19 protein-coding genes and 3 pseudogenes are annotated in these 25,777 nt (G+C 62.4%); 8 read left to right on the top strand and 14 right to left on the bottom strand.

What is annotated here, in order from left to right:
- Position 1 precedes the first annotated feature (1 nt).
- On the bottom strand, positions 2-1,558 hold the full coding sequence (locus tag EGH24_RS00205; RefSeq protein ID WP_142978169.1) for a heme-binding protein: 1,557 nt from the start codon (positions 1,556-1,558) through the stop codon (positions 2-4).
- A 63-nt stretch (positions 1,559-1,621) separates the two neighbouring features.
- On the bottom strand, positions 1,622-3,289 hold the full coding sequence (locus EGH24_RS00200) for a site-2 protease family protein (RefSeq protein ID WP_449271757.1): 1,668 nt from the start codon (positions 3,287-3,289) through the stop codon (positions 1,622-1,624).
- A 328-nt stretch (positions 3,290-3,617) separates the two neighbouring features.
- Here EGH24_RS00200 and EGH24_RS00195 point away from each other — a divergent pair, with 328 nt between their 5' ends.
- Both EGH24_RS00195 and EGH24_RS00190 read left to right on the top strand, forming a co-directional pair.
- A complete protein-coding gene (locus EGH24_RS00195; protein ID WP_142978167.1) occupies positions 3,618-4,577 on the top strand; it encodes a succinylglutamate desuccinylase/aspartoacylase family protein in 960 nt (319 codons plus the stop codon).
- 226 nt (positions 4,578-4,803) lie between these two features.
- A complete protein-coding gene (locus tag EGH24_RS00190; RefSeq protein ID WP_142978166.1) occupies positions 4,804-5,205 on the top strand; it encodes a response regulator in 402 nt (133 codons plus the stop codon).
- 15 nt (positions 5,206-5,220) lie between these two features.
- Here EGH24_RS00190 and EGH24_RS00185 read toward each other — a convergent pair whose 3' ends face one another.
- Positions 5,221-6,525, bottom strand: coding sequence for a tRNA(Ile)(2)-agmatinylcytidine synthase (locus EGH24_RS00185; RefSeq protein ID WP_142978165.1), 1,305 nt, complete (start codon positions 6,523-6,525; stop codon positions 5,221-5,223).
- Between the two features lie 159 nt (positions 6,526-6,684).
- Between EGH24_RS00185 and EGH24_RS00180 the strand changes: the two genes are divergently transcribed.
- Positions 6,685-7,650 carry a transcriptional regulator gene (locus EGH24_RS00180; protein ID WP_142978164.1) on the top strand — a complete coding sequence of 322 codons (966 nt, stop codon included), beginning with the start codon at positions 6,685-6,687 and terminating at the stop codon, positions 7,648-7,650.
- Positions 7,651-7,675: 25 nt separating this feature from the next.
- Here the strand turns inward: EGH24_RS00180 and EGH24_RS00175 are convergent, their stop codons facing one another.
- The 5 genes from EGH24_RS00175 to EGH24_RS00155 all read right to left on the bottom strand — a co-directional run bounded on the left by EGH24_RS00175 (position 7,676) and on the right by EGH24_RS00155 (position 12,472).
- Entirely contained in the window at positions 7,676-7,921 is a 246-nt protein-coding gene (locus EGH24_RS00175; RefSeq protein WP_142978163.1) for a glutaredoxin family protein, read from the bottom strand.
- Between the two features lie 124 nt (positions 7,922-8,045).
- On the bottom strand, positions 8,046-8,609 hold the full coding sequence (hpt, locus tag EGH24_RS00170) for a hypoxanthine/guanine phosphoribosyltransferase (protein ID WP_142978162.1): 564 nt from the start codon (positions 8,607-8,609) through the stop codon (positions 8,046-8,048).
- Positions 8,610-8,676: 67 nt separating this feature from the next.
- Positions 8,677-9,669 carry an ABC transporter permease gene (locus EGH24_RS00165; RefSeq protein WP_142978161.1) on the bottom strand — a complete coding sequence of 331 codons (993 nt, stop codon included), beginning with the start codon at positions 9,667-9,669 and terminating at the stop codon, positions 8,677-8,679.
- Complete coding sequence (locus tag EGH24_RS00160; protein WP_142978160.1) at positions 9,669-10,757, bottom strand: ABC transporter permease; 1,089 nt, start codon at positions 10,755-10,757, stop codon at positions 9,669-9,671. Before EGH24_RS00160 ends, EGH24_RS00165 begins: the two co-directional genes overlap by 1 nt.
- A complete protein-coding gene (locus EGH24_RS00155; RefSeq protein ID WP_142978159.1) occupies positions 10,754-12,472 on the bottom strand; it encodes an ABC transporter ATP-binding protein in 1,719 nt (572 codons plus the stop codon). Before EGH24_RS00155 ends, EGH24_RS00160 begins: the two co-directional genes overlap by 4 nt.
- 374 nt (positions 12,473-12,846) lie before the next feature.
- On the opposite strand from EGH24_RS00155, the gene EGH24_RS00150 reads away from it, so the two are divergent.
- Positions 12,847-13,917: a BMP family ABC transporter substrate-binding protein gene (locus tag EGH24_RS00150; RefSeq protein ID WP_142978158.1), complete on the top strand. Its 1,071-nt coding sequence runs from the start codon at positions 12,847-12,849 to the stop codon at positions 13,915-13,917.
- A gap of 24 nt (positions 13,918-13,941) precedes the next feature.
- On the opposite strand, the pseudogene EGH24_RS00145 reads toward EGH24_RS00150, so the two are convergent.
- Positions 13,942-14,656: pseudogene (locus EGH24_RS00145) on the bottom strand (phosphoribosyltransferase family protein).
- 191 nt (positions 14,657-14,847) lie between these two features.
- Between EGH24_RS00145 and dpsA the strand changes: the two are divergent.
- Complete coding sequence (gene dpsA, locus EGH24_RS00140; protein WP_142978157.1) at positions 14,848-15,396, top strand: DNA starvation/stationary phase protection protein DpsA; 549 nt, start codon at positions 14,848-14,850, stop codon at positions 15,394-15,396.
- 172 nt (positions 15,397-15,568) lie between these two features.
- Here the strand turns inward: dpsA and EGH24_RS15195 are convergent, their stop codons facing one another.
- On the bottom strand, positions 15,569-15,733 hold the full coding sequence (locus EGH24_RS15195) for a hypothetical protein (protein ID WP_185903197.1): 165 nt from the start codon (positions 15,731-15,733) through the stop codon (positions 15,569-15,571).
- 138 nt (positions 15,734-15,871) lie between these two features.
- Positions 15,872-18,097: pseudogene (locus EGH24_RS00135) on the bottom strand (CDC48 family AAA ATPase).
- A 234-nt stretch (positions 18,098-18,331) separates the two neighbouring features.
- Between EGH24_RS00135 and EGH24_RS00130 the strand changes: the two are divergent.
- The gene (locus EGH24_RS00130) at positions 18,332-19,666 is read left to right on the top strand and encodes a dihydroorotase (protein ID WP_142978156.1); all 1,335 of its coding nucleotides are present in this window, start codon (positions 18,332-18,334) and stop codon (positions 19,664-19,666) included.
- 60 nt (positions 19,667-19,726) lie between these two features.
- Positions 19,727-21,106 (top strand): annotated as a pseudogene (gene serS, locus EGH24_RS00125) (serine--tRNA ligase).
- 12 nt (positions 21,107-21,118) lie between these two features.
- Here serS and EGH24_RS00120 read toward each other — a convergent pair.
- A complete protein-coding gene (locus EGH24_RS00120; protein ID WP_142978155.1) occupies positions 21,119-22,291 on the bottom strand; it encodes a signal peptidase I in 1,173 nt (390 codons plus the stop codon).
- A gap of 255 nt (positions 22,292-22,546) precedes the next feature.
- On the opposite strand from EGH24_RS00120, the gene EGH24_RS00115 reads away from it, so the two are divergent.
- Entirely contained in the window at positions 22,547-23,317 is a 771-nt protein-coding gene (locus EGH24_RS00115) for a hypothetical protein (RefSeq protein WP_142978154.1), read from the top strand.
- Positions 23,318-23,503: 186 nt separating this feature from the next.
- Here the strand turns inward: EGH24_RS00115 and EGH24_RS00110 are convergent, their stop codons facing one another.
- Together EGH24_RS00110 and EGH24_RS00105 are read right to left on the bottom strand one after the other, a co-directional pair.
- Positions 23,504-24,376, bottom strand: coding sequence for a DUF7504 family protein (locus tag EGH24_RS00110; RefSeq protein WP_142978153.1), 873 nt, complete (start codon positions 24,374-24,376; stop codon positions 23,504-23,506).
- A gap of 51 nt (positions 24,377-24,427) precedes the next feature.
- On the bottom strand, positions 24,428-25,732 hold the full coding sequence (locus tag EGH24_RS00105; protein WP_142978152.1) for a hypothetical protein: 1,305 nt from the start codon (positions 25,730-25,732) through the stop codon (positions 24,428-24,430).
- Between the last annotated feature and the right edge of the window lie 45 nt (positions 25,733-25,777).

Genomic DNA, 25,777 nt, shown 5'->3' with positions numbered 1-25,777 from the left:
GTTAGGCGAGGAACACGTGTCGTGGTCGGTCGGCCAGCACGTCCCGGCCCCACTCGACGGTGTTCTGGAACTCATCGGAGCGGAAGAAGCCCATGGCATCCTCCTTCGCGTTCCACTGGCTGGCGATGAACATGTCGTTTTCGTCCTCCTCGTTGATCATCAGATCCGTCTCGATGTGGCCCTCTGTTTCGTTGAGCACGTCGCCGACGGTGTCGAATTTCGTGACGAAATCCTCGCGGGAGTCGGGTTTGACCGTGTAGAACATCCCCATCGTCCCGAAGCCGCTTTCCTCGCTGGCGCGTTCGACGATGCCCGGCAGTTCCGACAGGAAGCCCGCAGCGGTGTCGGCCGCGCTGGCGGTTTCCCAGATCGAGACGACGGCCGCGCGGTCGCGGTCGGCGGCCTCGTAGACTGCGGTTTTGACGTGGGTGTCGTAGTGTTCGAAGTTCCCGCGCAGGCCGTCGACCTCCTCGAAGAGGTCGTCGGTGTCGGCTTCGGAGTAGAGAACGGTCGCGTACACGTCCTCGCCGTGGGGTTTACCGGCGTAAATATCGAGATCGGCCAACTCGCCGCGGATCGATTCTTCGTCGGCGTCAGCGTCGTCCTTGCCGTGCGCGTCGTCGCCGTGGTGTCCGCCGTCGTCGCCTCCGTGATGGTGTCCGTCGCCATCGCCGTCGCCGTGGTGATGACCGTCGTCGCCGTGATGATGGCCGTCGTCGCCCTGATGGTGGTCGGCATCGCTACCGCCGTGTGGGTGGCCGCCTTCGCTGCCCTCGCCCGCTGGAACCGCCTCGCCGTTCATGAACGCCAGCAGGTCACGCGGCGGGAACCGGCGGCCGGTGTAGAAGGAGCCGAACTCGCCGTAGTTCGCCGTCGCCTCGTCGAACCGCATCTCGTAGACGATATCCTTGATATCTGTTGGGTCGGCCGCAAACAGTGTGACGCCCCACTCGTAGTCATCGAAGCCGACCGACGAGGAGATGATCTGTTTGATGTCGCCGGCGTATCCTTTGCCAGTCTCGCCGTGCTCGCTCATCAACTCGGCGCGATCCTCGAAATCGAGGGTGTACCAGTTGTACGTCTCGCCGCGGCGTTTGGCCATCGGATAGAAGGAGATGTACTCGTCGTCGGGAATCTCGGGTTTGAGTTTGCCTTCGATATAGCGGCGCAGCCCTTCATCGACCTCGCCGTCGTCTTGGAAGTAGTCGTCTGAGACATAGCCCGAGACCTCCGTCACCGAGACGTAGGAGGTCGGCTGCGTCGTGAAGTCGGCGAAGCCCGTCTGCTCGAAGTTGCGTTCGGCCGCAGAGAGGGCGTCGAGCGTCGGGCGGAGGTGGACGATCAGCAGGTCGGCCTTGTGGCCGATGATCGAGAACACCGCCGAGGTGCCTTCGCCGTCGGCGTCAGCGGCTGATTCGTGTGCTTCCAGATACTCTCGGGCGTCCCTGACGGCGCGTTCGCGGTCGTGATCGGGCGCGTTCCGCCAGGCGTCCCACTCGATTGCCCGAAAGTCATGGAGCATATACCATCCTTCGTCGGTCTGCGGGACTTCGGCCATAGGTGGCGTTGGCTCCACGATGGTTTGGAGTTTACGCGTTTCCCTACGCGCTGGGAACCGGGCTTAATTCAGCAACTGCGGGCCGAAGATCATCAACACGAGGCTAAGCCCCATCGTGATCCCGACAGCAGTCGTGATCGCCCGCGTCACCTGCGGTTTCGCGCCGGTCGGTAGCCGGGAGACGATGGCCTCCGTCGAGGTTCGGAGGATGTGCCCGCCGTCGAGTGGGAACGCCGGAATACAGTTGAAGAACGCGAGGTTGAGGTTGATCCAGCCGGTCCAAAACAGCACATTGGCCAGCAGGAACACGCCACCCTCACCGAGGCCGGCCAGCGGGCCGACGACCTCGTAGAACTCGGCGTTGGCATCGACGAAGCCGGCGAAGTTGAAATCGAGACTCGGATCGATGACTGATGCGAACGGCAGGATCAGCAGGAACAACAGGACGATGGCGATCCCGTCGCCCACGTCGCCGCCGAGGATCGAGAGGAACGTGTCGGCGGGGTAGGGTTTGACCCCAACGCTGTTGATCCCGATCCCGCTGAAACTGCTGGCGTCGGTGATCCCGACGAACGGCTCGCCGTCGTTCTCGGGATGCTCGCCGAGTTCGACCGTGTAGGTCGTCGCCTCGCCGTCGCTGTAGCCGGCGAGATCGATCGTGTCGCCGGGCTCGCTGTCGGCGAGTGCTGCCTCAAGAGCCGGGAAATCGACGGTCCGCTCGCCGGCAACCGACGTAATGACGAGGCGGTCACCGACATCGGCCGCCTCCGTCGCCGCCAGCGGGCCGTCCGGCGCGACTGTCGCCAACACGCCCAGCGGGCCGCTGACGGTCTTCGACTCGCCGGTTTGACCGTCGGTCGCCGCCACCGAGACGACCGGGTCGGCGGTGTCAGTCGCGGCCGCTCGAATCCCCGCTTCCGTTCTGACTTCGGTGCCGGCGACGGCGGTGATCGTGTCGTCGGTCGAGAGGCCGGTGTCGTCGCCGCTCCCGAACTCGTCGCCGGTGTCGCTATCGCCGGTGTCGCTATTGCTGGCGTCGCCGCTTTCACCACCCTCGCTTTCGCCGCTGCCAGCCGCGAACGGCGAGTCGGTGACGACTGACGTAATCAGTGCGGATCGTTCGACGGTCGTTTCGGTGCCGTCGGCGAGGGTGACGGTGACGCTGGCGGCCGCGGTTTCGTCGAGAACGCGCTGGAACGCCACGTCGGAGGTGATCTCCTCGCCGCCGACGGCGACGATCCGGTCGCCAGCTTGGATGTCGGCAGCGGACGCCGCACTGCCGGGGTAGACACCGCCGACCGACGCGCCGTCGGCGACGGCGATCCCGCTGACAACCGGGCCAAAGAGGAGGGCGAAGGCAATCGCGGTGATAATGAAGTTGTTGAGGACGCCCGCGGCGTACATCCGGGTTCGGGGGCCGCGCTCGGCGGCGTTGACGCTCTCNTCGTCGGGTTCGACGAACGCGCCGANNGGNANNANNGCGAACAGCGCGANNCCCATCGAGTCGATNTCGATNTCCTCGACNCGGCAGAGCAGNCCGTGGCCGCCCTCGTGGACGACCATCCCGATCAGCAGGCCGATGACGATCTCAGGGGCGACCGACAGCGGGAGAAACTCGTTGACGCCGGGGATCACGAGGACGTTTTGGGGGCTTTGGAGGACGCTCTCGGTCGGTGGCGACCGGAGGATCTGGACGCTCTGGGCGATGAGGGCGATGAACGTGCCGACCATCACGACGAGGGCGACGCCGACGCCGATGTTGCCGAGGGCCCGCCAGAACCGTTTTGGTTTGGCCAGCTTGGTGAGGAAGGCCCGCCCGCGTTTCGTATGCACCGTCAGCAACGGCCCGGAGACGGAGACCGAGGAGGGCAGCAGTCCGCGTCGTTCCACGGCGAGAATCGCAATGGTGTAGGCGAACACGCCCGCGAGAATCCAGTACAGCGTGCTCATTAGCCCTCGGTAGGGTCCTGTCCCGGAAAGCGGTTCGGGTTTCGGGTGCATCCGTTCTGCCTTCCAGTGGATCGAACCGCCTAAGACCGGGGCGGCCCTCCGCCCGGTAATGACGATCACGCTCGGCTCCGCCTCGGCCGATCCCGGCGAGCTCGCCGTCGGCCGGCTCGATATCGGCGAGACCCGCGACGGCAGTCGCGCGGGGCTGCCGGTCGCCGTGATCAACGGCGCGAGCGACGGCGATCGCCTCTACATCCAAGCGGTCAGCGACGGCAACGAACTCAACGGGCTGGGCGTCCTCCGACGGATCGTCCCACAGCTCGATCCCGCCGAGTTGGCCGGCGAAATCCTGATCGTCGGCATCGTCAACTATCACGGGTTTCAGGTAGCCGAACACCGCAATCCGATCGACGACCGCAAGCTCAATCGGACGTTCCCCGGCGACTCGGAGGGAACCGCCAGCGAGCGGATCGCCGCCGCCGTCTTCGAGACCGCCAAGACGGCCGACCTGATTTTGGACCTCCATCAGGGCTCGACCAGCCGGATGATCGAGGAGGTTCGCGTCCGCTGCGGTCGCCGACACACGCTCCACAGCGAGTGTCTCCAGTTGGCGAAAGTCTTCGGCTGCGGGTACGTCCTCGATCAGAAGGGCCCGGAGGGCCAACTCGCTCGCGTCGCTCCCGATGAGGGGATTCCGACGGTGGATCCCGAACTCGGCGGCTCGGTCGGCTTCGACGAGGAGAGTATTCAGGCCGGCGTCGAGGGCGTCTTCAACGTCCTCAATCACTACGACTTCCTCGACGGCGAAGCGGTGACCGAACGGCAAACTCGCGCCAAGCGGTTCGATCAGTACGGTGCCTCGGCGGGCGGGCTGGTCGACTACTGTGTCGATCTCGGCGACCGCGTTGACGAGGGCGATACGCTGTTCGAGATCACCGACCCCTTCGGCGAGGTGAAAGACAGCGTCGCCGCCGACAACAGCGGTGTTTTCTGGCGATCACGGCGGCTTCCGCAGGTCGCCGTTGGCGAGTACGTCTGTTCGGTCGGCACCAACGTCGACAGCTACTGACGGTCACCGCTGGCGATAGCTACTAACGGTCATGATGGCGATGGCTACTGCTGATTACCGCTGGCGACAGCGACTGCTCCCGCCGACCGCCGTTCGGCTGGGCGATTCCATACTACACTATTAAATCGGTGCGGGTCATATGGCCGCCAACGGACTTCCGGGCAATGATTCCGCAGGACAGCACACGGCTCGGCGGCAAACAGCACGGCCGACAGGAGCGACAGCAATGATAACCCCAAACATACTGCTTGTCGAGGACAGCGATTTCATGTCGATGCGGGTCGTTGAGGTGCTGGAAGCGACCCACGGGATGAGCCTAACGGCGGTCAAAACCGCCGAGGAAGCCAGAACCCGGATCGAAACCGGTGATTTCGATGTCGTCGTCGTCAACTACGAACTGCCGGACGAAACCGGGATCGAGCTGGCCGACTCGCTGAACGCCGGCGACGAACCCCCTGAGATTCCGGTCATCCTCCTTACCGGTCGCGAACTCGAACCCATCGCAAAGAAGGCCTCCGAGAAGGGCGTCACCGAGTTCGTCTACAAGGGCGACCACGCCGCTGCCGACATGGACGTGCTGGCCAACCGGATCAAAGTCGTCGTCGACGCCTACGTCGATACCGACTGAGTCCCGATTTTTTCACTATCGTTCCGGGTGTGTCGGTGCGTCGAACCCGCCGCGAACGAGCGGTTTTGCGATGTGTCGCCGCGCACACGGCGGCACTTCGTACCAGCCGATCTCGAGGTCGCGGTCCCGTTCTCGTTCCACCAGCCCGGGAGCCGATGTCCCACAGTCCCGACACCGGTAGCCCTGATCGCGGCCGGCTGATTCCATCCGACAGCCACACTCCTCGCAGGTCGGCGTTACCTGTTCGGTGCGATTCAACGCCCGGATAGCGAACTTTTCGAGTTTGATCGTCCCGTCGCTGTACTCGCCGCAGACCGTGAGTCGGTCCCCTACGCGCAGTGCGCGCACCCGGTCGCGGAACCGCTTCGTCGGCTCGAAGGCGACGCAGTCGGCGGTCGCGTCGCCGGCCGCATCGCTCTCGCCGTCCTGCCCGAGTGTAAAGAAAACGTGGCCGCCTTCCCGCGTTGTCGGCGGTTCGGTGACGACGCCATCGACACGGTAGGCACTACCCCCCTGTAGCGAGCCGAGTGTCCCTTCGCGCAGGTGCAGGTCAGTGCCTTGATTCGTCAGAAAACAGCGGCTCCGCTCTACTGGCTCGCTCTCGATAGCGTCGGCGACCCGGCCGACGGCATCGGCGTCGTCGCCGCGGATGCCGTAGAGGATCGGGCCGGGCGCGTTGGGGACGCAGACTGCCTGTCCTTCCTCGCGGTCAACGGTATCCCAGACGGTCGGGTAGCCGCGGTCGGCCGCAGCGAAGACGGAGTCGATATCGACCTCGCGGGGTGAGCCACAGCGGTCGAACTCGCGGTAGGCGATGTGTTCGTAGGTCCACTCATCGAGGGCGGTCCACGCGCCGACGGCCGCGAGCGCGCCGATTCGCCCGCGACCGACGACATCGCTCTCGCCGGCCCAGCCGTGATGCTCGTAGCCCGCGTCGTCGGCAACGTCGAGTGCGGTATCGAGGCTGAGTCGGTCGCGGATCGCCCGCTCGGCGAAGTCGGCCACGGCGTCGGGCACTGTTTCGGGTGTGTCGTCGGCGACGACGAGGCCGGGACTGGTTCGGGCGTCGGCGTCGATGGCGAGAGATTCGATGCGATCAGCGGCGAGATCGGCCGCCTCGTTGGCCGGCAGATCAGTGTGCACCGCCAGCGCGGCGTTGCCGCGGGTTTTGTGTTCGACCGCCGGATTGAGCCGGACGAGGAGGACGCGCTCGACGTGGCCGCCCGCGTCGGTGATGGCGTCGGACAGCCGGGCGGCGAGGTAGGTCGTACACATCCCCTGCCGCCGGGAATCGGTGTCGTCGAGCCCGATGACGGTCATCGTCGTCTCTACTGGGCGGCTGCGAAAACCGTTTTCGCCTCGCCCGTCGATTTATATATAACCCTTCCGGCGGCGAAACCGACAAATCAACTGACGGAACCGTGATATCCGGCGATACCTGCCACAACCTATATATGCCGTAACTCACTAGGCCCGTCTATGTCACGGACAGCACTGGTCGGCAACGTCGCTGCGATGCTGGAGGATGCCGACTTCCTCGTTAGTGACCGGTGTTCCGTCCGGCCGAAGAGCTTCGACCTCGCAGCCCGTCGCGGGGACGATCTCGTACTGTTGAAGATCCTCGGCAACATCGACGCGTTCAACCCCGAAACCGGCGCGGAACTCCGTCGCCTCGGCGATTACCTCNNNGCGACGCCGATGGTGNTCGGNCTNCGCACGCGCGACGAGGAGCTGAAGCCCGGCGTCGTCTACTTCCGGCACGGCGTNCCNGNNNTCNNNCCNGANACCGCCNNCGACCTCTTCGTCGANGNAGTNCCGCCGCTNATCTACGCCGCCCCCGGCGGGCTGTACGTCAGCATCGACGGTGATCTGCTGGCCGACGAACGCGAAGAACGCGGCTGGAGCCTCGGTCGGCTGGCGACCGAACTCGGTGTTTCCCGTCGCACAGTGTCCAAATACGAAGACGGGATGAACGCCTCTATCGAGGTGGCAATCCAGCTTGAAGAACTGTTCGACCAGCCGTTCTCGAATCCCGTGTCGGTGCTTGAGGGTGCTGAGGATGTCCACGATGCCGACCCGGTACCCGACGAGCCCGACGCTGACCCCGACGATCAACACGTCCTGTCGGTGCTGGCCGAGGCCGGCTTCGATGTGCATCCGACCAACCGCTCGCCGTTCAAAGCCGTCAGCGAGGACAACGACCGCCGGGAGCACAACGTCCTCACCGGTCACTCGCCGTTTACCGAAAGCGCGGAGAAACGGGCCGAACTGATGAGTTCGATCGGTCGCGTGACGAAAACCCGGTCGGTGTACTTCACTGCCGACAAAACGAAACGCGAATCGGTCGAGGGAACCGCGATCGTCTCCTGTGAGGAGCTCGCCGACATCGATGAACCGGAGCGGATTCGAGAACTGATCCGCGACCGCGCGGCCTCGCCCGACTAACAGCGTCGGCGATGTTGCAGCCGAATTAGGCGTAGTTCGATTCGAGGTGAGCGACGATGTCGTCGCTTTCCGGCATTCCGTCGATGTCGTGCTGTTTGTCGATCAACACCGGGACGCCGGTCTGGCCGCTGACTTCCTTGACTTCAGTCCGCTCGCCGTGTGAGCGCGGCACCTCTCGGGACTCGTATTCGAGGCCGAGTTCGTCGAGTTTCGAGATGACTTTCGCGCAGTACGGACAGCCCGGGAGTTCGTACAGGATGAGGTCTGACATACAGAGCTGCTAGACTCGCCAGCCCAATGAAGTCACTGATGCTGTGTATCGCTTGTACCCAACCGACGAGGAGTCGATTTTCGACCGGAAAAACGGCCTATCGCGTTGAATCCGGAACCGTTCACTACGCGGAATCGATACTGGAGTGAATCACGGCTTCGCCGTCGTCAACCGAGATCTCGACCAGACTCGTCGCCTCGTGATCGGAGTCGTCGAACTCGCTGTCGCCGGTCTTCTTGATGACGATGACGATGTCGGCGATCTCCGCGCCGATCTCGTCGAGTGCGTCACAGATCGCGGTCATCGTGCCGCCGGTCGAGAGCAGGTCGTCAACGATCAGCAGGCGGTCGTCGGGGTCGATGTCGTTGATGTACATCTCCGACTCGGAGTACCCGGTCGTCTTGTGCAGTGAGACCTCCCCGTCGAGGCCGTAGGGTCGTTTCCGAATCACGACAAGGGGAATGTCGGTCTGCAGCGAGAGCGCGGTGGCGATGTGGATGCCCATCGCCTCGGGGGCGACGATCTTGTCGACATCGAGGTCGGCGACGCGGGTGATTTCGACGACGACCTCCCGCAGCAAGGCTGGATCGAGCATCGGCACGCCGTTGCTGATCGGGTGGACGATGTACTCGTAGCCGTCCTTATCGATGATCGGAGCCTCGTGGATCGATTCGAGCAGCCGTTCCATAGCTTTCGTTTGGTTAACCGCGCGAAAAGCAGTTCGGTACCGCCAGCGACGGCGGAGTGACTGCTGCTTAGTCTGTCTCGCGGGTGTAGGGCTCCAACAGTGCGTCCGGCACCGCCAGCCGATCGCCCTTCGTGCGGGCGACGGCGTAGGTGAGGACGATGATCGTCGCCAGATACGGGTAAGTACCCATGATCTGCGGATTGGTGAGGAAGTCGATGACGGGATTGAACACGCTGGCCAGCGGTGTGCCGGGCTCAAGCGACAGCGACAACGACTGAGAGCGCAGCCGGAACGCATCCAGCAGGCCGAAGAGGTAGGCCCCGATCAGCAGCCGACTCGGCCGCCACTGCGCGAAGATAACGAGGGCGACGGCGATCCAGCCGCGGCCGGCGGTCATCCCCGGCACCCATAGTCCGGAAAAGGCAAGCGAGAGGTGCGCGCCGGCCGCACCGGCGAAGCCGCCGCCGATCAACACGGCCAGATAGCGGAGCCGAAACACGGAGACTCCCATCGTGTCGGCCGTTTCGGGGTCCTCGCCGATCGAGACCAGTTCGAGCCCGAGGTTCGTCCGGGTGAGGAAGAACCAGCCGAGCGGCACCAGCAGCAACGCGAGGTAGTCGGTCGCCGTGCTTCGGAAGAACGCCTCGCCGATCAGCGGGATCTCAACGAGATACTCGCCGATCAGCGGCAGTGTCACTTCCGGGAAGCCATCGATTGACTCCTCGACCCACGCCGAGCCGAAATACGTGGTGAGGCCGCCGCCGAGGAGCGTGATCATGACGCCGCTGATCACCTGATCGGATTTGAGCGTGATACAGAGGAACGCGTGCACCAAGGCGAGAGCCATTCCACAGAGGATGCCGACGCCGAACCCGAGCCAGTGGCTGCCGGTGAGAACGGTCACGATGAATCCACCGAGCGCGCCCGCCAGCATCATCCCCTCGACGCCGAGGTTGAGCACGCCGGCCCGTTCGGTGATGAGTTCGCCAAGGCCGGCGAGGATAAGGACGGTCGCCGCCTGCACCGTCGCGTCCAACAGGCCGGCGGCGAACGTCACCATCAGGCCTCACCGCCTGTCGCCGCGTCGCCTGCGCGGTCGAACTCGATGTCGACGTGGTAGCGTTTGAAGAACTCCGCGGTGATCAAAAAGAGGATGATGAGTGCCTGGAGGATTTCGACGAGGGCGGCCGGGACGCCGTAGGCGACCGACATGCTTGAGCCGCCGACGAACAGCAGGGCGAAAAACAGCCCAGCCAGCATGACGTTGATCGCGCTGTTGCGGCCCAGCAGGGCGATCGGGATCGCGGTAAAGCCGTAGCCCGGCTCGAAGCCGGCGCGGAGCCGTCCCTGCAGGCCGGCGATCTCGCTGATCCCGGCCAGCCCCGCAAAGGCTCCGCCGATAACGAAGACGAGGAGGTAGATCTTGAACCGGCTCATCCCCGCCTGTCTGGCGGCTGCGTCGTTCGCGCCGACGAACGTGATCTCGAAGCCGAGGCCGGTTTTTCGCACCAAGACGTAGGTGACGGCGACGGCGACGACGGCGACAATGAGGCCGGCGTGAACGCCGAGGAGTGCTTCCGGGATCGTCGCTGCTGCGGAGAGTTGGGCTGTATGCGGAAAGTTGCCGGTCGGATCCTGCATCGGCCCGCGGACGAGATAGCTCTGGAGCTGGAGCGCGACGAACGTCAACAACAGCGAGGTGATGATCTCGTTGACGTCCCACTTCGCGCGGAGCCACGCCGGAATCCCGGCGAGGAACGCGCCCGCGGTGCCGGCCGCGACGAACATAAGCGGGAGCAACAGCACGCTGGGCAACTCGACGTTCAACCCGATCCACGTGCCGGCGATCGCGCCGAAGACCAGTTGCCCCTCAGCACCGATGTTGAACAGGCCGGCCCGAAGCGGGAGATAGACTGCGAGTCCCGCCAAGATCAGCGGAACGGCTTTGATCAGCGTCTGGGTGCGGCCGAACGTACTGAGCAGCGTGTCGCCGAACATCGTCCAGTAGGCCGCAAGCGGGCTGACGCCGAGAGCCAGCAGGGCGACCGCGCCGCAGGCCAGTGCCAGCAGGATCGTGACGACCGGCGTCGCATAGTTGAGCCAGCGCGGGACGTTCTCACGGGCTGTGAGGTCGATTCCGACCATCAGTCCCCGTCCCCTGCGGCGGCGACATCGGCTGTCGAGTCGGTCGATTCAGCCCCGTCGGTGGCCGCTGTGGGGGCAACCGCCTCAGGCGAATTGACCGCGTCAGCCGGCTCGTCGGCGACACGGCCGCCAGTCATCTCGATGCCGAGTCGTTCCCGATCCGCGTTCTCGGGGGTCGTCTCGTAGACGAACTCGCCTTCGTAGATGACGAGGATTCGGTCGCTCAGATCAGTAATTTCGTCGAGGTCCTCCGAGAGCAACACGACGCCGGTTCCCTGTTCGCGCTGTTCGAGGATCGCCTCCCTGATGAACTCGATGGCTCCCACGTCGACGCCGCGGGTCGGCTGGTTGGCGATCAAGAGATCGGGATCGCGGTCGAGTTCGCGGGCGAGGATCAGCTTCTGGAGGTTGCCGCCCGAGAGGTCGCCGGCGTCGATATCGGTCACGTCGCTGACGCCGCGGATGTCGAAGTCTTCGACCAGCGACTCGGCGTAGCGGCCCAGTTCGTCGTAATCCAGCAGCGGGCCGTCGGCGAAGCGGTCCTCGCGGTAGGCTTTCATCCCGGCGTTGTGGAGCACCGATAGCTCCTCCGCACAGCCGTACCGCAGACGATCCTCAGGGACGAAGGAGACGCCGGCATCGACGAACGCCCGCGGCGACGCCCCCGTCAGATCGGCACCGTCGATTCGAAGGTCGCCGTCGGTCAACTCGCGGATACCGGCCAACGCCTCGGCGAGTTCGGTCTGGCCGTTGCCGCTGACGCCGGCGATGCCGACGACCTCGCCCTCGCGGACGGTCAGATCGAGGCCCGAGAGGGATTCGATCCCGCGGTCGTCGTCGGCTCGGAGGCCGCTTGCTTCCAGCACGGGATCGCCGTGAGCCGCGTCGTCCTTCTCGATCCGGAACAGCACTTCCCGGCCGACCATCAACTCCGCGAGGTCGGCCTGTGTGGTTTCGGCGACCGGGACGGTATCAACTCGCCGTCCCTCTCTGAGGACGGTCACGCGGTCGGCAATCGCCGTCACCTCGCCGAGTTTGTGGGTGATGAAAATGATCGAAAGTCCTTCGTCGGCCAGCCGGCTCAGCGAGTCGAAGAGGCGGTCGGCCTCCGTCGGCGAGAGGACGGCCGTCGGCTCATCGAGGACGAGCAGATCCACGTCGCGGTAGAGGGCTTTGAGGATCTCAACGCGCTGCTGTTGGCCCACGTCAAGGTCGGCGACGTTCGCGCTCACATCGATGTCGAAGCCGTACTGGTCGGCGAGTTCCTGAATCCGTTGTTCGGGTGCGTCGAGGCCGAGGGAAAACGTCTCGGCCAGCGACTTGACGACGCGGTTGTTTCGGATCGATTCGGGGAGGCGGCTGTCGTCGTTGTCGGCGCGGAACGTCGCCGCCGGCTCCCGCTGGCCGAGGACGACGTTCTCGGCGACGGTGAGTCGGGGAATCAGCTTGAAATGCTGGTGGACCATGCCGATGCCGGCGTCGATCGCGTCTTGGGGTGTGTCCAACTCAAGCCGGTCGTCACCGAGATAGATCTCACCGCTGTCTGGCGTATACAACCCATACAAGATCTTCATCAGCGTGGATTTCCCCGCGCCGTTCTCGCCGAGCAGGCCGTGGATCTCGCCGCCGTTGACAGAGAGATCGATGTGGTCGTTGGCGACGACGCCCGGGAACTCCTTGTAGATATCCTCCATCCGGAGGAAGGCGTGATCAGCCATGATCGGGGTTGATACCCGTCTATGGAGAACACATGAAGATAAGGCTTTATACAACGAATCCCCGCCAATCGACCGTCGTTATCGAAGATACGTCGGTTTTGTTCGGTTTATTTCATTATTTTCGGTCACCTCTCGAACGTGTATTGGGAATACTGAGCGAAGCCCCAAATTGGGGCCACGAAGCGAGGGGAGACAGACGGTATGCTCCGACCCGGTCGACCCAGCTCGCCGAATCGACTATCGTGTCGGAACAATCGCCAAAACCGAGTGTATGGGCACCGGATCGGTCAATATTGAGGCTATTGCGTGGGCTTATGTGGGGGTGTTCATAGGTACGACACAGGACGCCACGACAACGGTGTACCATTGATACCATGAAACGAACGATTTCACGACGGGACGCAATCAGTACGGTTGGAGCGACGGGGCTGGCTGCACTCGCCGGCTGTGCCGGCGGCGGCAGCAGCGGCGGCGACGAGGCTGATGTCCGTGCCGCATGGGTGTATATTTCGGAGGTCGGCGACCTCGGCTGGTCGTGGGCTCACAACGAGGGGCGCAAAGCGGTCGACGAGGAGTTCGACTGGCTCGAAACCGACTACACCGAGTCCGTCGCGCCCGGCGACTCCGAGCGGGTCTTCCGCCAGTACGCCAACGACGGCTACGACATCATCTTCGGCTGCACCTTCGAGTATCAGGACCCGATGGCGACGGTCGCTGCCGACAACCCTGACACGCTCTTCGAGCACAACACCGGCTACGTGACCCGCGAAAACATGGGCCGGTATATGGGACGGGTCTACGAGGCTCGCTATCTCGCCGGACAGGCCGCCGGCATGGTGACCGAGGCGAACTCGCTGGGCTACGTCGCGGCGTTCCCGATTCCCGAGGTCATCCGTGGGATCAACGCCTTCGCGCTCGGGGCGGCGTCGGTTAACGACGAGGCCTCGGTCAAAGTTCGGTGGACGAACTCGTGGTTCGACCCGCCGACCGAAAGCGAGGCCGCAAACGCCCTAATCGACGAGGGCGTCGACGTGATGGCCCAACATCAGGACTCACCGGCCGCACTGACCGCCGCGGCCGACGCCGACATCTGGGCGACGGGGTACGACGCGCCGATGCAGGAGCAGGCCGGCGACAACTACCTGACCTCGCCGATCTGGCACTGGGAGGAGTTCTACGGCCCGACCGTCCAGTCGGTCAACGACGGCACGTGGGAGTCCGACGCCTACTGGGAAGGGCTGGACTCTGGGATCTGCAGCCTCGACGACTGGGGGCCGGAGGTTCCACAGGACGTACAGGAGTCCGTCGGCGAGACGGAGTCGGCCATCGTCAACGACGACCTCGATGTCTGGAGCGGCTCGGCCTTCGAGGGCGAAAGCGACGAGTTCCTCTTCCAGGAGATGAGCAGCTACGTCGAGAACGTCGAAGGATCGGTTCCGCAGTAACTACCGTTTCCTCCGACGCCGCCCTTACTCGAAGGTCGCCAACGCGTCGACCGGAGCCGACGTTGCCGCACGCGCCCGCGACAACCCTTCGTCGCCGACAGCGATCAACGCGAAGACACCCGCCACGTCGGCATCGGCGCGAGCGGCGATATCCAAGAGTAGCTCCTGTGTTTCACCCGACCGGATCAGGTCGTCGACGACGAGTACTGACTCACCGGGCGACNAGCGCGCAGGCCGGCAGNTAGTANGTNANNTCGATGCCGGAGGCGAGNCGCTGGCGNGACTCGATGAACTCCTCGACNGCNGTCTCNTTCGACTTCTTCGCGTANGCGANGGTCGCNNCGAAGTNNNNCGCCATCGCCGCGCCGATGCTGATGCCGTCGGTCGCGGCGGTCAGCACGACATCGGGCCGATCGAAGCCGAAACTGGTGGCGGCGACCGGCGCGACGAGATCGAGAAACGACTGGTCGAAGACGACATCGGAGTTGTCGACGTATCCCTCGTCGTCGACGCTGATCCGGGTTCGGAGCTCGTCGGCCAGCGTCTCACGGCCGATTTCGTCGACGAGCTCCTCGGCACGATCAACCCCGGGCAGTACGTGGCCGTTGACGTACCGGTTGAGGTCGCCGGCTGGGAGTCCGGTGACAGCCGATAGCTCCTCGTAGGTCCGGCTCTCTTTAAGAGCTCGAAGAACGGCTACCGCCCGCAGTTGCAGGGCGGCTTTCTCCGCACGGTTCATATGGCTCCTTCGAGAGTGCGTAATGATGAATATATCGATGAAACGACTGGAGTAGGTATTCAGTTGGATGGATACATCCGGCTCATGTATTGTCAGGAGTCGCCAACACACAAAACAAATTTTCTAAAACAGAAAAAGGTCTTAACTGAACGCGAAGATTTAAGTGGCTGGCAGGGGAATGAAGAGTTGCTATGAGTACCCAAGAAACTGTTCGCCAGCAGTACGGTGAGGTCGAGGAGTCGGAAGCCCTTCGCCTTGACGCGGACAAAGCCGAGCAGATCATTGACGCGCTGAACACGGATCTCGCTAACGCGTACGTCATGTATCACCAGCTCCACAAACACCACTGGAACGTCGAGGGCGCGGAGTTCCGCGACCTACACATCTTCCTGCAGGAGGCCTACGAGAACATGGAAGCGGGCGCGGACATGATCGCCGAACGCGCACAGGCCATCGGCGGCGTTCCGATCGCCGGTCCGGCCAACCAAGAGGAACACGCCACCGTCGAGTTCGAAGGTGAGGACGTCTACGACATTCGAACGTCGCTGCAGAACGACATGGAGGCCTACGGCACGATCATCGAGGGGATGCGCGACCACATCCAACTGGCGGCCAACCTCGGCGATCCGACGACCGAACACATCCTCAAGGAGATCCTTGTCGACATCGAAGAGGACGCCCACCACATCGAACACTACCTCGAAGACGATACGCTCGTCCTCGACTCGGCGACCCGCTAATCCGGACGACGCCGCGTAACTGTTGGTGACAGGATCGCTGTAACCCCTCTCTGATTTTTGTACACGACCGAACCTCCAGTAATAGCTTCGACCCGACGGACGGAGCGTCGTCTCTGAGAAAAAATCTCCACTCGGCAGAACAGAAGCCCAACGGATGCAGTAGAAATAGGGTCTATCGCTGCAGCGACACGCTGTAATCGGTCGCAATCCAGCCGTCTTCGTTGCCCTCTTCGGTAAAGACAGTTCGGTCGGGCGTCGCGTTGAGCACAGAAACACAGGGCGCAGCGTCGGCTGGTTCGGGATCGCTGTCCGGCTTGGAGGTGTCCGTGATTTCCATACCTGTCTTAGGCATGCCTAAAGGGATATAGGTTTTGGTCTGCCTAATCATTACTTGGCTGCTAATCACTGCTGCGTCGTCGATAGCAACGACAAAAATCGACACCGCCGGTCGGCGGGCGTTAAACCGCGACTGGGCTTACTGGAAGCCGACGCGGCCGTTGCGGCGGTCGCCGAACTGATCGCCGCCACCGCCGCGGAACTGCTCTTCGATCTCCTCGTAGTAGGTGAGGATGTCCTCGGTGACGGTCGGTCGCACCGACTCCATCGCTTTCCGGAAGTGCTGCATCTCGACTTCCGTCGCCTCGTCGTCCTCGCGCAGTGCCTCGATGGCACCCTCGCGGGCGATGGATTCGAGGTCGGATCCGACGTAGCCGTCAGTGATCTCGGCGATCTCNCGNAGGCTCACGTCCGGNGNNAGCGGCNTNNCGTCNGTGTGGATGCGGAGGATCTGNTCGCGNCCNTCNNNGNCGGGNTNNCCGATCATCACNAGNCGGTCGAACCGNCCCGACCGNATGAGNGCGGGGTCGATCATGTCCGGGCGGTTCGTCGCGCCGATGACCATCACGTCACCCATCTCTTCGAGCCCGTCCAGCTCCGTGAGGAGCTGGTTGACGACGCGCTCGGAGACGTTCGAGCCNACGTCNNNGCCNCGNNCGGGNGCGAGNNNGTCGAGCTCGTCGAAGAAGACGACGGTCGGGGAGACCTGCCGCGCCTTGCGGAACGTCTGTCTGATCGCCTTCTCCGACTCGCCGACCCACTTCGAGAGGAGCTGCGGGCCGCGCACGGAGATGAAGTTCGCGTTCGTCTCGTTGGCGACGGCCTTCGCCATCAGCGTCTTCCCGGTGCCNGGCGGNCCGTACAGCAGNACNCCNNTNGGNGNNTCGANGCCNANCCGNTCGAANTTCNCNGGTGTCGTCAACGGCCACTCGACAGCCTCCTTGACCTGCTGCTTGGGCGATTCGAGCCCGCCCACGTCGTCCCACGTGATCTTCGGNANCTCGACGAGCACCTCCCGCATCGCANNGGGNNNNACCTCGTTNAGCGCNCCNCGGAAGTCNTCNCGTTTGATTATCATCCGGTCGATGAGGCTCGGCGGGATGTCCTCCTCGTCGAGGTCGATCTCCGGGAGGTAGCGCCGGAGCGCCTTCATCGCCGACTCCTTCGTCAGGCTCTCGATGTCCGCACCGACGAAGCCGTGCGTCTCGTCGGCCATGTGGTCGAGCGAGACGTCGTCCGACAGCGGCATCCCGCGNGTGTGGATNTGNAGGATNTCCTTGCGGCCNNNCTCGTCNGGCACACCGATCTCGATCTCCCGATCGAAACGACCCGGTCGCCGGAGGGCAGGATCGACGCTGTCGACGCGGTTGGTCGCGGCGATGACGATGACCTGCCCGCGGGCCTCCAGGCCGTCCATCATCGTCAGCAGTTGGGCGACGACACGGCGTTCGACCTCGCCGGTCACGTCCTCGCGCTTCGGCGCGATGGAGTCGAGTTCGTCGATGAAGATGATCGACGGCGANTCNTCNNTNGCNTCCTCGAANATNTCCCNNANCTGNTGTTCGGATTCGCCGTAGTACTTCGAGATGATCTCCGGTCCCGCGATGGAGAAGAAGCTCGCGGAGGTCTCGTTGGCGACCGCTTTCGCCANCANNGTCTTNCCGGTGCCNGGNGGCCCGTGCANNAGNACNCCCTGNGGNGGCTCGATGCCGAGTTTCTTGAAGATCTGGGGGTGTTTCATCGGCAACTCGACCATCTCGCGGACGCGCTGAATCTCGTTTTCGAGCCCGCCGATATCCTCATACGTAATGCCGCCGCCGGTCTTCTCGAAGCCCGAGATCGGCTCTTCGCGGAGTTCGACTTCGGTGTCTTCGGTGATGAGACAGACNCCNTCCGGCTCNGTNTCGACNGCGATNANNGGGATNGCCTGNCCNGGCGACCGCATGAACGGGTGGTTCGTCGAGGACATCACGGGGACGATGTCGTGTTCGACGACCGGCCGCTTCANGATCTGNCNTTTNACCATNCCNGCNGCGTCGNNNCCGAACTGNACGNNNGCNTCCTCNGGCGGNGCGAGGACGAGCNNNTCGGCCTTTTCGGCCTCGGCTTTCCGGATCGAGACGCGCTCGCCGATNCCNACNTCNGCGTTNTGNCGNGTGAAGCCGTCGATGCGNACNGTGTCGGTGTTCCANTCCTGCCGGTCGGCGCGCCACACCTTCGCGGCCGTGGTGTCCGCGCCCTCGATCTCGATGATGTCNCCCGGNGANAGCTTNAGNTGNAGCAGCGTNTCNGGGTCNAGNCGNGCGATGCCGCGNCCCGAGTCGTTCGGGTACGCCTTCGCCACTTCGAGTTGCACTTCGTTCATGATTGACTCTCAGTAATTGGGGTGACCTCGGTTCGGTCGGCGGATAAGTGTGTTGCTACCGGGGGGCCTCGCCCACGAACCGTTGCCGCTGTCGGCGGGCCGTCGGTGTCGATTGCGCGGTGTCGTGTCACAGTGTACCAAGCGAATAGCTCCGTACACAAATCCCTACCGACTGCGGCACGGGCGGCGAGTCGATCCACGACACTTAGGAGCCTCCCCGTCACAGCGAACACCATGCTCATCACGAACGCAGGACTGGTCGACGGCCGCACCGTCGACTGCCGGATCGACGGCGAGCGGATCGCCGCTATCGACGCCGACCTCGATCCCGCTGCCGATGAATCGGTGATCGACGCCGCCGGCAAGCTCCTCTTCCCGGGGGCGATCGACGCCCACGTCCACTTCCGCGAGCCCGGCTACTCCCACAAGGAGACGTGGACCACCGGCGCCCGCAGCGCGGCCGCCGGTGGCGTCACCACCGTCATCGACATGCCGAACACGTCGCCACCGACGACGACCGGCGAGCACTTCGACACGAAAGCCGCCGCCGCCAGCAAGGCCTGTATCGACTACGGGATCAACGGCGGCGTTACCGGTGACTGGGAGCCAGACTCGCTGTTCGACCGGCCGCTCTGCGCGCTCGGGGAGGTCTTCCTCGCGGATTCGACCGGCGATATGGGTGTTGCCCCCGATGATTTCGCCGACGCCGTCGACCGCGCCGTCGCTGCCGACGTGACGGTGACGGTCCATGCCGAAGACGAAACCCTGTTCGACGATGCCGCCCGCGATGGCGACGCCGGCGGTGCGGGGCGGGCCGCCAACGCTGATCTGTGGAGTACGTACCGGACGGCCGAGGCCGAGGCTGAAGCCGTGACATACGCGACCGAGGTAGGCCAAGAAACGGGCGCAGACATCCACATTGCTCACACCTCGACGCCGGAGGGGATCGACGCGGCCGTCGACGGCGGGGCGACCTGCGAAGTCTGTCCGCATCACCTCTATCTCTCCCGCGAAGACCTCGACGACCTCGGTACCTACGGCCGGATGAACCCGCCGCTCCGCAGCGAGCAGCGACGGAAAGCGGTGTTCGAACGCGTTGCCGACGGCACGGTCGACATCGTCGCCACCGACCACGCGCCGCACACACGCGAAGAGAAGGATGCCGGCCTCTGGGATGCACCCAGCGGCGTCCCCGGCGTCGAGACGATGCTACCGCTGCTGCTCGAATCGGCCCGGCAGGGCGACCTCTCGTATGAGCGGGTCGTCGATCTCGTTGCACGCAACCCGGCCGACATCTTCGATCTCGATTCCAAGGGGCGAATCGAAGTCGGCCGCGACGCCGACCTTGTCCTCGTCGATCCCGATGATGCCCGTGAGATTCGCGGCGACGACACGCATAGCAAGTGCGGCTGGACGCCGTTCGAGGGTCGCCGCGGCGTCTTCCCTGAGCTCACGATGGTTCGCGGGCAGGTCGTCTACGAGCGAACGCCCGACGAGAGCAATGTGAGCGACCGCGGTGCCGACGATGAACGGTTCGGCGATGTTGCTGGTGAAAACGTCCGACTCTAATTCGACCACTCCCGATTGCAATAGATACCGTTTTCCCACCGACGCCGGAACTCCCAGTCAATGCTGCGAAGACAGTTCGTCCGCGAGAACACCGAGGCCGTCCGCGCCGCCCTCGAAACCAAGGGCGTCGATGTCGACCTCGATCGGATTCTTGAGATCGACGAGGAGTGGCGGTCGCTCAAAAGCGAGGGTGACGACCTCCGCCACGAGCGCAACGAGGTATCGAGCAAGATCGGCCAACTCAAAGCCGACGGAAAGGATGAGGAAGCCGAGGAAGCGATCGAACGCTCCTCGGACCTCAAAGAGGAACTCCAAACGATCGAAGCCCGCGCCGACGAGTTGGAAGCCGAACTCGAAGCCGCACTCCTGACGCTACCCCAACTACCTGACGACTCGGTCCCCGTCGGCGAGGACGAAAGCGAGAACGTCGAGCGGCGACGCGAAGGGTTCGACGACCGGCGGGCACTTCCCGACGAGATCGAACCGCACTACGATCTCGGCGAAGATATGGGAATTCTTGATTTCTCCCGCGGTGCGAAGGTCTCCGGCGGCGGGTTCTACTTTCTCAAAGGCGACGGGGCGCGACTCGAACACGCCCTCATTCAGTTCATGCTGGACCTCCACCGCGAGCAGGGCTACACCGACATTTTCCCGCCGCTGCCGGTCAACAGCGCGTCGATGCGTGGCACCGGGCAATTCCCGAAGTTCACCGAGGATGCTTACCGGATCGAAGGCGACAACAGCGAGCCCTACGACGACGACGATCTCTGGCTGTTGCCGACTGCTGAAGTCCCCGTGACTAACNTNNACNNCGANGAGATNCTGCTNGACGACGACCTCCCGCTCAAGAAGCAGGCGTACTCGCCGAACTTCCGACGTGAAGCCGGCGAGCACGGCACGGAAACCCGGGGNATCGTNCGCGTCCANCAGTTNAACAAGGTCGANNTNGTCAACTTCGTCCGGCCTGAAGATAGCGACGAGCGGTTCGAGGGCCTCGTCAGCGAGGCAGAATCGGTGCTTGACGAACTCGGGCTTCCCTACCGGATTTTGGAAATGTGTACCGGCGACNTNGGNTTCACGCAGGCGAANAANTACGANATCGAGGTGTGGGCACCCGGCNACGACNNGNNNGACGGNCCCGANGCGGGTGGNCGNTGGCTCGANGTNTCNTCGGTNTCGAACTTCNNGGCGTTNCAGGCNCGGCGTGCAGGCATTCAGTACCGCCCCGAGCAACACGAGTCGGCTGAGTATCTCCACACGCTCAACGGGTCGGGGCTTGCTGTCCCGCGGGTGATGGTTGCGATTCTGGAGTACTATCAGAACGAGGACGGCACGGTAACGATCCCTGACCCGTTGCAACCCTACATGGGTGGTCAGGAACTAATTGAAGGTCACGAGGCGGTCGGTGAGAGTGCGGTCGGCGATGGTTCGACCGACTGATTTCGCTCTGGATTACCGACTGACCTCTCTGAGTGATAGCTGCCGGAAGCCGACAACCAAATAGAACAATACTGCCACTGGTGAGAGGATAACCCCGGTTGTCGTGACCAGTGCGACGAGTGGGTGGAGACTATGGAGAAACCCGATCACCGGTGCCGGCAGTACGTGAATGTAGAAACTTACCGACCGACCACGAACGTAGCTCCCCGTTTCCTCGGGAGCCCACATGCGGAATTTCGTTGTGACTCTCTCTCCTGGTGCTGCTGGTAACACCTGATCGTATACTTCTATATCATCGGATGTACCTTCGACGATGATCACCATCGGGACTGGCTGCTCGTTCCTTACCGTCATTGTCGATTCAACGGAGCCACCGGCTTCGATTACTGATCGATCACTTGGCTGTGGCCGTTCTGCACTCACAATCCCGATTTCGTCCGTTCCACTAGGTAGTGCCGTTATAGATAATAGCGGAAGCGATAACACGAGGAGAACAGCTACCAATATTAGTCGACTGTCAACCACATTGCTTCGACGTGCTGTTCGACTCATTGACCGCTTTTTATCGTCGGTAAAAACGTCGTATACAACACTACCAATGACTAATACCATCCCGGTGACACCAACGATGATTCCTGGATTCGTTGAGGAAACGTTCTTGAGATTGAGGATGCCAACGAGTGCCGCCAATCCCGCACCGAAACTCTCAGCGAGCAGCCCGACGTACGGGACTTTAACGATTTGTCCGTCGATTTGGACGACGACGAGTTTGATTTGAGAGTTAGTGACCGGCGGCTCATCACCTTCCTGATCAGTAAATGGGTTGTTATCACCCTTTGTAATATAGCCCTCCTCAGTTTCGTTAACGATTCGATGTGTTGTCAACCCACCCCCGCCAATTATTTGTGCCTCATACGTGATGACATCGCCTTCGGATACGTCTCCAGCTAATGGTGCTGGAATTCCGATAAACCCGTCTCCAGGCTGTAGCTGCGGCTCCATACTATCCGTTGAGACATAGCTAACCGGCGGTGGAAATCCGAAAAGCTGGGAGGCGAGGACAGAGAGCACTAAGACGACAAGTAAAACTGTGATTACCGTACTCAGAGCCGATCTCAGATTCATGCTGGCTGTGTAGTGTTCTACAGATGTCCGTAGCAATGTGTGTAAGAAACCAATACTCATGTAGCTTCCGGCCAGTAGGTCCGTTCTATCGGATTGATATTGTACGTGGTATGAATTCACACGAACGGGATTTTACAAACCCGAATAAATTTCTACGATTGAGATCTATTAGCAGCGAATTTTAAGAGATACATCTAGTAACAAATCACCCGCTTTCTGGCGGTTGTTCTCAAGTATTCTTATCATGCCGAATCAGACATTCCAATTCGGTATAACTAAGTAGGTCCATCATTATTGTGTGTAACGTTCGGTACAATGAATCGAAGAAACTTCATACTCGGGCTGGGGACGGCAGCGACGCTTAGCGGTGCCGCATCAGTCACAAGCGCAGCACTACAAGGGGATGTCGAGGCCGGAGCCGACTTCCGGATCTTGAGCGCAGAGCAGCTCAACGTGGCTCGGAATCCGGCCGTCGAAACAGGGGACGGGACTTCGGTCGATAATAGCCTAACTGGCTACGTCAACGAGTCTAACGACTTCGTCGACAATGAAGGGTCACTCAACTTCACCAGCAGCACGCTGAACGAGAGTGATGGTCCGAATATCACCGTTGATGACCAGAACAACTCCGAGCTGAATATGTCGTTAGCGACGATCAACGACAATTCGACGGCCGGCAATCGGAACGTCAGTCTTGGTGGCAGTCCACCGTACAACGGCTCAGGGACTGCGACCGGTACAGCACCACTCATTGTCGATAACGTCGGTGCATCCGATGCTGATGTCGGTGTCGAATACAACTACGGTGCTGATGTGGAGAGCGGTGACGTTTCGGAGAGTCTCGTCAGACAACTCTACACGTTCAGCATCGATACAACCCAGATCTCACCTGACGACGGGAGTGCTCCCGATTCGGCTAACTACGTTACGGTGGGTGCTGGTAATACGGTCGAAGTCGATGTTGACATCAACTACAACAAAGACATCGAGCAGACGCTCCGACAGAACCTCTCAAGCGGGTTCGGTGCTAGCTCGGACAACCTCGACCTGCTCGACTCGGTCTTCTTCGGTGTCCAAGACAACTAATCGGCCACCCATTTCAGCTTCCCTTTATCTTCATTTCGGCTAGTCACAACGAGGTTCGCCGTTCAGCCATCAAGCGTGTCGCTTGTCAAACTGTTATTGGCATGAGTGCTGGTAAGCGTCAATTTCGGATAAAACAGCCAAGTGGGTAGCGTATTTTTCGCCGCTTGAGGGTGTTAATTACGCAACTTATTCGATCTCGACGTCGCCGCCCGGCGTAATCGTCACCGTCACATCGAACACGGACTTGATCGTCCCAACAGCGTCGGCGGTGTGACGGTTTGGATCGAGATGACAGTACCCCATCACGCCCGAATCGTTGCACTTCGAGCAGAGCGTATAGAGGAACGGGACGATGCTTTGGGTGCCGAGGTACTGCTGGATCGACGACAGCGTATGGAAACAGAGGACGGTCGGATACTGATTGTCGATGCGGTTGATCTCGTGGCTGATGACGACGCCGAGCTTGGCGAGGTTTTGGGGGTTGGCGACTTCTTTGTACGTGTCGACCTTCCGATCCAAGGTGTTCGTCCCGCGTGTAGAGGAGCCAGATTGCGGATTACCGACCTCGATGAGCGTGGATTTCCCTTCGACCCAGGAAGGAAAGTCCCGGAGCATCGGCAGCCGGTTGCTGGTTGATTGGACCGAGGAGACGAAGACCACGTTCTGGCTCGTCTCAGCCGAGGACGTAATCTGCGTGAAGATGTCGTTGGTGACCGAGTGGCTGGTTGGACTGAGAACGAGCACCTGCGTCGGCGATGTCGACTGTCCGAACGAGGAGAGCGTCTCAAGCACGTCGCCGAACGACTCTTCGGTTGTTGGCTGCTGGGTTTCGGCCGCTTGCTCGGTCGTTGCCGCCGCCGTCGCGTCCTCGCCAGTTTCGGTCTCGTCGCTATCGTTGTCGCCGTCGAAATCGTCCCACAGTCGATTGGCCTCCATCGTGGCTGGCTGGTTGCCAGCGGCTGCTCCAGTGTGCTCCTGTGATCGTTCCGTCTCGTCGCCGTCGGCCGTCGCTGTCGACGCCGTCTCGCTTTCTTCGTCGGAACGATGCTGGAGAGTCATTGAATTATCCCTTGAGATCCGGACCCACTCCGCCGCTTTGTGCGGTCGTGATCAACCCCAAGAATCACCGTCAGGTCGGTCGCCGTTTGGATCGCCTGGCTGTGGTTGTTGCTCCGGTGTTTCGGGGGATTGGTTTGATTGGGGTCCTCGCTGTTCGTGTGCCTCCGTCGCTCCGTGACTGTCAGCCGGTGGAGCTGCTGCCGACTGCCGCCGGCTCGGGGTCGTCCGGAGCGTCGCCGAACTGAACGGGTTCCATGCCGAGCCGCCTTCGACACCGGTGAACCGCTGTTCGCAGTTCGGACAGTACGGGCTCGGCAGCACGCCGAGATCGACGTCCTCCTCACAGTCCTCACACTCAGCGGTTTCGACGTCCTTCTGGATCGCCTCTTCTTTGAGTGTCGTCAACTGCTCCTGTTCGGCGTGGGCGGCCTGTAGCGGTTCGAGCTGCTCGCGTTGGGATTCGACCGCTGAGCCGACCCGGTATTCGAGGTTGTCCGTCGTCGACAGCAGGTGTTGGAGCACGTCTTCGATGTTGTCGAACTCGTCTTCGATCCACGCTTCGAGTTCCTCCTGGGACTCGGCGTTCGCCTCGACTTTTCGGGTGAGTTCGGCTTCGAGCTCCGACAGCTGGTTTCTGATCTCGACCAGTTCGTCGTCCAACTCGTCGATGGCTCCGCTGTGAGCCGCCAGCGGGTCGCTCGCTCCGTGGGAGTCATCGATGTGGCTGTCGTTGCCGTCGGTTTTTAGTTCGCGGTTTGGCGGGTGGCTGGTCTCCGCTCGCTCGGAATCCGCTCCCGACTCAGGGTTCGGCAGCGACTCGTCGCCGGAGAGTTCGGTCACAACCGTCCGGAGCTTCTGGAGCTCCTGTTCGATACCGGAAATCTCTATTTCCTCGTCGGATTTTTCGGCGTCGTCAGCGGCTGCCCGATAGTGGAACGTTCGAGAGATCGCAATATCGTCGTTCGCGTCGCCGCCCGCCGCAGCGTCAGCTTCGACCGGCTGTTCAGTCTCCGTATTCTGCGGGTGGTCGTCGGTCTGTGGCTCGGGTTGGTTGGGTGCCTTCGGGTCGGTGGATTGCTCCGCCTCCGGTTCGGTATGGGTCGTCGATGGCCCGCCGACCGTTTCGCGTTGGGCCTTCGGCTGGCTCCGTTCGGGTTGTGCGTTCGCGGCGGGGCTCTCGGCATCGGAGTCGACGATCACGTCCGAGAGTTCTTCGAGTACCCAGTACGAAGAGAGAATCTCGTCGAGCAGCTCCCGCTCGGAAATCCCCTTCTGGGCTGCGGTTTCCGCGACCCATTCGCCGAGTGCTTCGGAGTCGACGGCCGGGCTCCCCCCTGAGATAGTATTGTTTGACATAGTTGGGCTACGACTCAGTTATGTAAGTGTCGTGGTTCTACAGTA

Source organism: Halonotius terrestris (assembly GCF_006861665.1).
Classification (GTDB): domain Archaea; phylum Halobacteriota; class Halobacteria; order Halobacteriales; family Haloferacaceae; genus Halonotius; species Halonotius terrestris.
The sequence above is the reverse complement of the archived record's forward strand: the minus strand, read 5'-3'. Positions and strand labels throughout refer to the sequence as shown.